General features: G+C 65.3%; 6 protein-coding genes. 5 read left to right on the top strand and 1 reads right to left on the bottom strand.

The genetic code is table 11. The features are described from left to right. The 5 genes from WBQ44_RS15125 to WBQ44_RS15145 form a co-directional block, all read left to right on the top strand. Window positions 1-1,593 (top strand): nitrite/sulfite reductase (locus tag WBQ44_RS15125; RefSeq protein WP_495567492.1); only part of this gene is annotated, 1,593 nt, incomplete at its 5' end. Further along, window positions 1,590-2,312 (top strand): phosphoadenylyl-sulfate reductase, encoded by a 723-nt coding sequence (locus WBQ44_RS15130; RefSeq protein ID WP_495567493.1) that lies wholly within the window; start codon window positions 1,590-1,592, stop codon window positions 2,310-2,312. The genes WBQ44_RS15125 and WBQ44_RS15130, both read left to right, overlap by 4 nt. Next, the gene (gene cysD / locus WBQ44_RS15135) at window positions 2,309-3,262 is read left to right on the top strand and encodes a sulfate adenylyltransferase subunit CysD (protein ID WP_495567494.1); all 954 of its coding nucleotides are present in this window, start codon (window positions 2,309-2,311) and stop codon (window positions 3,260-3,262) included. The genes WBQ44_RS15130 and cysD overlap by 4 nt, the downstream gene beginning before the upstream one ends. After that, on the top strand, window positions 3,262-4,599 hold the full coding sequence (locus WBQ44_RS15140) for a sulfate adenylyltransferase subunit 1 (RefSeq protein WP_495567495.1): 1,338 nt from the start codon (window positions 3,262-3,264) through the stop codon (window positions 4,597-4,599). Before cysD ends, WBQ44_RS15140 begins: the two co-directional genes overlap by 1 nt. Before the next feature lie 45 nt (window positions 4,600-4,644). Continuing rightward, window positions 4,645-5,403, top strand: a complete 759-nt coding sequence (locus WBQ44_RS15145; protein ID WP_495567496.1) for a sirohydrochlorin chelatase — start codon at window positions 4,645-4,647, stop codon at window positions 5,401-5,403. Here WBQ44_RS15145 and WBQ44_RS15150 read toward each other — a convergent pair. Next, window positions 5,358-5,941: ATP-binding cassette domain-containing protein (locus WBQ44_RS15150; RefSeq protein WP_495567497.1), on the bottom strand; the 584-nt coding region annotated here is incomplete at its 5' end. The genes WBQ44_RS15145 and WBQ44_RS15150 overlap by 46 nt on opposite strands.

Below are 5,941 nucleotides of genomic sequence, written 5' to 3' on the forward strand. Positions count from 1 at the left end.
AACGAGCAGGCCAAGAAGGACGACAACCCGCTCAACGTCCGCGCTCGTATCGAGAACATCTACTCGAAGCAGGGCTTCGACAGCATCGACAAGAGCGACCTTCGCGGTCGGTTCCGCTGGTGGGGGCTTTACACGCAGCGCGAGCAGGGATACGACGGCACCTTCACCGGTGACGAGAACATCGACCTGCTCGAGGCCAAGTACTTCATGATGCGCATCCGGTGCGACGCCGGTGCGCTCGATCTCGAGCAGTTCCGCACCCTCGCGAGCATCTCGCAGGAATTCGCGCGCGACACAGCGGACCTGTCGGACCGGGAGAACGTGCAGTACCACTGGATCGAGGTCGAGAACGTCCCCGAGATCTGGCGTCGCATCGAGGCAGTCGGCCTGAAAACCACCGAGGCCTGTGGCGACTGCCCACGCGTCGTTCTCGGGTCGCCGTTGGCCGGCGAGGCCGTCGACGAGGTTCTCGACCCCACCCCCGCCATCGACGAGATCGTCGAGCGGTACATCGGTAAGCCCGAGTACTCGAACCTGCCGCGCAAGTTCAAGACCGCCATTTCGGGTCTGCAGGACGTGGTGCACGAGATCAACGACATCGCGTTCATCGGCGTGAACCACCCGGAGCACGGCCCGGGCCTGGACCTGTGGGTCGGCGGCGGACTGTCCACCAACCCGATGCTCGCGCAACGGGTCGGGGTGTGGGTTCCACTCGCCGATGTCCCCGATGTGTGGGAGGGCGTCGTCTCGATCTTCCGTGACTACGGCTACCGACGTCTGCGTGCGAAGGCGCGGCTCAAGTTCCTCATCAAGGACTGGGGCATCGAGAAGTTCCGACAGGTGCTCGAAGACGAATATCTGCATCGCAGGTTGATCGACGGCCCGGCGCCCGAGAAGCCGACGCGCCCGCGCGATCACGTCGGCATCCAGAAGCTCAAGAACGGCCTCAACGCCGTCGGCGTCGCCCCGATCGCCGGACGTATCTCCGGCACCATCATGGCCAAGGTCGCCGACGCCGCCGAGAAGGCAGGGTCGGACCGGCTGCGCTTCACGCCGTACCAGAAGCTGATCGTGCTCGATGTTCCCGACGACAAGCTCGAAGCACTCATCGCCGACCTCGACGAACTCGGCCTCCCAGCTCGCCCGTCGCACTGGCGCAAGAATCTGATGGCGTGCAGCGGCATCGAGTTCTGCAAATTGTCGTTCGCCGAAACACGTAAGCGGTCACAGGTTCTCGTCCCGGACCTCGAGCAGCGATTGGCAGATGTCAACCAGCAGCTCGATGTGCCGGTGACGATCAACATCAACGGCTGCCCCAACTCGTGCGCACGTTCGCAGATCGCCGACATCGGTTTCAAGGGCCAGCTGGTCGACGACGGCGACGGGAATCAGATCGAAGGATTCCAGGTTCACCTGGGTGGCAGCCTGGGCATGGACAGCGCGTTCGGCCGCAAGCTGCGCCAGCACAAAGTCAACAGCACCGAGCTGGGCGATTACATCGAACGAGTGGTGCGTAATTTCATCAAGCACCGCAATCAAGGCGAGCGGTTCGCACAGTGGGCCGTACGAGCAGACGAGGCGGATCTCCGATGAGCACAGACACTTCCACCCGACTCGACCTCACGGTCGACGAGTTGAAAGCGATCGCCGGTCGCGGCGCTCGTGACTTGGACGGCGCAAGCGCAGGCGACCTGTTGGAGTGGACGGAACGCGAGTTCGGCAAGAACTACATCGTGGCGTCCAACATGCAGGACGGGGTTCTCGTTCACCTTGCGGCGCAAGTACATCCAGGAGTCGACGTCCTTTTCCTCGACACCGGCTATCACTTCGCGGAAACCATCGGTACGCGTGACGCCGTCGAGGCCGTGTACGGCGTCAACGTCATCAATGCCCGCGCCGAGCAGACCGTCGCCCAGCAGGACGCCTCCGAGGGCAAGGACTTGTTCGCGCGAGAGCCGAACCGCTGCTGCGCACTTCGCAAAGTTGCACCGCTGAAGAAGGAACTGGCCAAGTACAGCGCCTGGGTCACCGGCATCCGACGCGTCGAAGCCCCCACTCGCGCCAACGCCCCCCTCGTCTCGTTCGACGACGCATTCGGGCTGGTCAAGATCAACCCGATCGCGGCGTGGTCGGACGACGACATGCAGCAGTACATCGACGAGCACTCCATCCTCGTCAATCCGTTGGTCGACGAAGGCTATCCCTCCATCGGGTGCGCACCGTGCACCGTCAAACCCGCCCCCGGCGCCGATCCGCGTAGCGGTCGGTGGGCCGGTAAGGCCAAGACCGAATGTGGGTTGCACGCATCATGACTCTCGAAACCGCATCTGCAGAGGCACCCGTGACCGGACGTCGCTTGCTCGACAGCAGCCGCTTCGACACGCTCGACGCACTCGAATCCGAGGCAATTCACATCTTCCGTGAGGTCGCGGGCGAGTTCGAGCGGCCTGTCATCCTGTTCTCCGGCGGCAAGGACTCCACCGTCCTCCTGCACCTGGCGATCAAGGCGTTCTGGCCCGCTCCGCTGCCGTTCGCACTGCTGCACGTCGACACCGGCCACAACCTGCAGGAAGTCTTGGACTTCCGCGATTACGTCGTCGCCAAGTACAACCTGCGCCTGCACGTCGCGAAGGTCGAGGACTACCTCGCCGACGGGCGTCTCACCGAGCGCCCCGACGGAATCCGCAATCCCCTTCAAACCGTTCCGCTTCTGGACGCGATCTCCGAGAACCGCTTCGACGCGGTATTCGGTGGAGCCCGCCGAGACGAGGAGCGCGCTCGTGCGAAAGAGCGGATCTTCTCGCTTCGCAACGCTTTCGGTCAGTGGGATCCGAAGAAGCAGCGGCCGGAACTGTGGAACCTGTACAACGGCAAGCACTCCCCCGGCGAGCAGGTACGCGTCTTTCCGCTCAGCAACTTCACCGAACTCGACATCTGGCGCTACATCGCGCGTGAGGACGTCGAACTCGCGAGCATCTACTACGCGCACCAGCGTCCCGTCTACCAGCGTGACGGTATGTGGATGACTCCGGGCGTGTGGGGCGGCCCTACCGACGCCGAGGACCTGCAGACCCTATCTGTGCGATACCGCACCGTCGGGGACGGTTCCACCACCGGTGCCGTTCTTTCCGATGCCGCCGACAACGAGGCAATTCTCGCCGAGGTCGCCGCATCCCGTCTCACCGAGCGTGGTGCAACGCGAGGCGACGACCGCGTCTCCGAGGCCGCTATGGAAGACCGCAAGCGCGAAGGATACTTCTGATGAGCACGGTGAAATCCGATCACTCGGCAGGCGCACAGCTGCTGCGCCTCGCCACCGCCGGTAGCGTCGACGACGGCAAGTCGACCCTCGTCGGTCGGTTGCTGTACGACACGAAATCCGTTCTGGCAGACCAGATCGACGCGGTCACCCGCGCTTCGGTCGACCGCGGCCTGAGCACCCCCGACCTGTCCCTGCTGGTCGACGGCCTCCGCGCGGAACGCGAGCAGGGAATCACGATCGACGTGGCGTACCGCTACTTCGCCACGCCCGCACGGTCGTTCGTTCTTGCCGATACGCCCGGGCACGTCCAGTACACGCGCAACACCGTGTCCGGCGCGTCGACGGCACAGCTCGTCATTCTGCTCGTCGACGCTCGCAAAGGCGTCATCACGCAGACCCGACGGCACGCTGCGGTGCTTGCACTGCTCGGAGTACCGAAGCTCGTTCTCGCCGTCAACAAGATCGACCTCGTCGAAGATCCCGCCCGGGTGTTCGCGGACATCTCCGCCGAATTCAATTCGCTCACTTCTTCTTTGGGCTGGGCCGCAGAGGACGTCGTCGAGATCCCCGTGTCGGCTCTGAACGGCGACAACGTGGCCGTCCGGTCCGCCAACACCCCGTACTACGACGGCCCGACGCTCATCGAGCACCTCGAGTCGGTACCCGTCGACGCCGAACCGCACCGCGTGGGCCTTCGCTTCCCCGTTCAATACGTCATTCGTCCACGCACACCCGAGTACCCCGACTACCGGGGATATGCGGGCCAGGTGGCCGCCGGAACCGTATCGCCGGGAGACGACGTCGTTGTTCTGCCCTCCGGGACACGTACCACGGTCGAGCGTATCGACACGGCCGACGGCGAACTCGACACCGCGAATGCGGGACGCAGCGTCACCCTGATTCTCGCCGACGACGTCGACATCTCACGCGGCGACACGATCGTCTCTCCGCAGGACGCCCCCGAGCCCCTCGGCGAGTTCGACGCAACCGTCTGCTGGCTGACCGAAAAGCCACTGCGCGCGGGAGCACGACTGCTGCTCAAGCACGGCACCCGCACGACCCAGGCCATCGTGGGAACCCTCGTCGAGAGGTTCGACGAGCAGAACCTCACCGCCGACCCGTCACCGGAATCGTTGGAACTCAACGACATCGGCCGCATCTCGATCCGCGTTGCAGAACCGATCGTCGCCGACGACTACGCCGTCAACAGGCACACCGGCAGCTTCCTGCTCATTGACCCGGCAGGCGGGAACACTCTCGCTGCGGGCCTCGTCGGTGACGCGCTCTCGGCCGTCGAACTCGGCGAATCCGCATCGGGAACGCCGGCACCGGTGTGACGCCGGCTCTACTGACCACACTGCCCCGATGACCACACTGTTCTGATGACCACACTGATCGCCGTCGCCCACGGCAGCCGTGATCCGCGTTCTGCGCGGACGGTGGCTGCCGTGGTCGATCGCATTCGGGCACGTCGCCCCGACCTCGATGTGCGCGTCGCATTTCTCGATCTGACCGAACCGAGCGTCGAGGACGTGCTCGACGGCATCGCCGCGCAGCATGCAGCCGGTTCGGCGTCTGCGGTGCTCGTCCCACTGCTTCTTGGAAGCGCGTTCCACGCCCGGGTCGATCTTCCGGGGATCCTCCAGGCTGCACGGTCGCGGCATCCACATCTGCGACTCGAACAGGCCGAGGTGTTGGGCGACGATCGACGGCTCGTGACCGCTCTGCGTCAGCGCGTGTTCGAGGCTGGGGTCGATGCCGGCGACTCGGACGTCGGCATCGCTGTCGCGGCCGTCGGGTCGTCCGACGAGAGCGCCAATCAACGGACGAGAGCTCTTGCCGAGCGCGTAGTCGCGGGGACGTCATGGAAGGCGTCGGTGACGTGTTTCGCGACCGGCCCGACGCCCGGTGCGGCCGACGCACTACAGCAGTTGACGGCGGTCGGTGCACGCACGATCGTGGTGGCACCGTGGTTCCTGGCGCCGGGACGTCTCACCGACCGCGTGTTCGGCGTGGTCGAGCAGCTGGGCACCGAGGTGGTCGAGGCGCGCGTCCTCGGCGATCACCCGCTCGTCGCCGACGTGGTGTCGAGCCGCTACGACGCAGCGGTGGCTGCACTCGCGCACCGTCGGACTGCGTGACCGTTCATCGAGTCGATCGCGAAGAACGGCACGCGCCCCCGAACGTGCAGACGCACGGTCGCTCCGGCGCCGAGTGAATCCAGCTCCCGTACCCACGCGGTCATCGACATACCGGTGTCGATGTGCTGCACGGCGACCTGGATGTGTGGTCCGGCGAAATATGTTGCGAAAACACGAAATCGGCCTTCGGGGTCTGCGACCGGCTGCAATTGCTCGGGCCTGACGAGTACGCTCCCGCGGCCGCTGCTTCCCTCTGCCACGTCGACCGAGCCGAGCACCGTTTCCGCACGCCCGCCGTTGCGCACGGCGTCCACCACGTGGGCCTCACCGACAAACGATCCGAGCTCCGCGGACACCGGTCGGCGGTAGAGGTCCTCGGGTGTGCCGGTCTGCGCGTCTCGACCGCCCAGTAGCACCATGACGCGGTCCGCGGTTGTCATCGCCTCGGCGCGGTCGTGCGTCACCAGTAGCGCCGGAGTCTCGGTGTGCGCCAAGAGCTCCCGTACCTCTTGCCGTATGCCGGCGCGCAGGCCCGCGT

This window comes from Rhodococcus sp. (in: high G+C Gram-positive bacteria) (genome assembly GCF_049591685.1).
Lineage (GTDB): Bacteria > Actinomycetota > Actinomycetes > Mycobacteriales > Mycobacteriaceae > Rhodococcoides.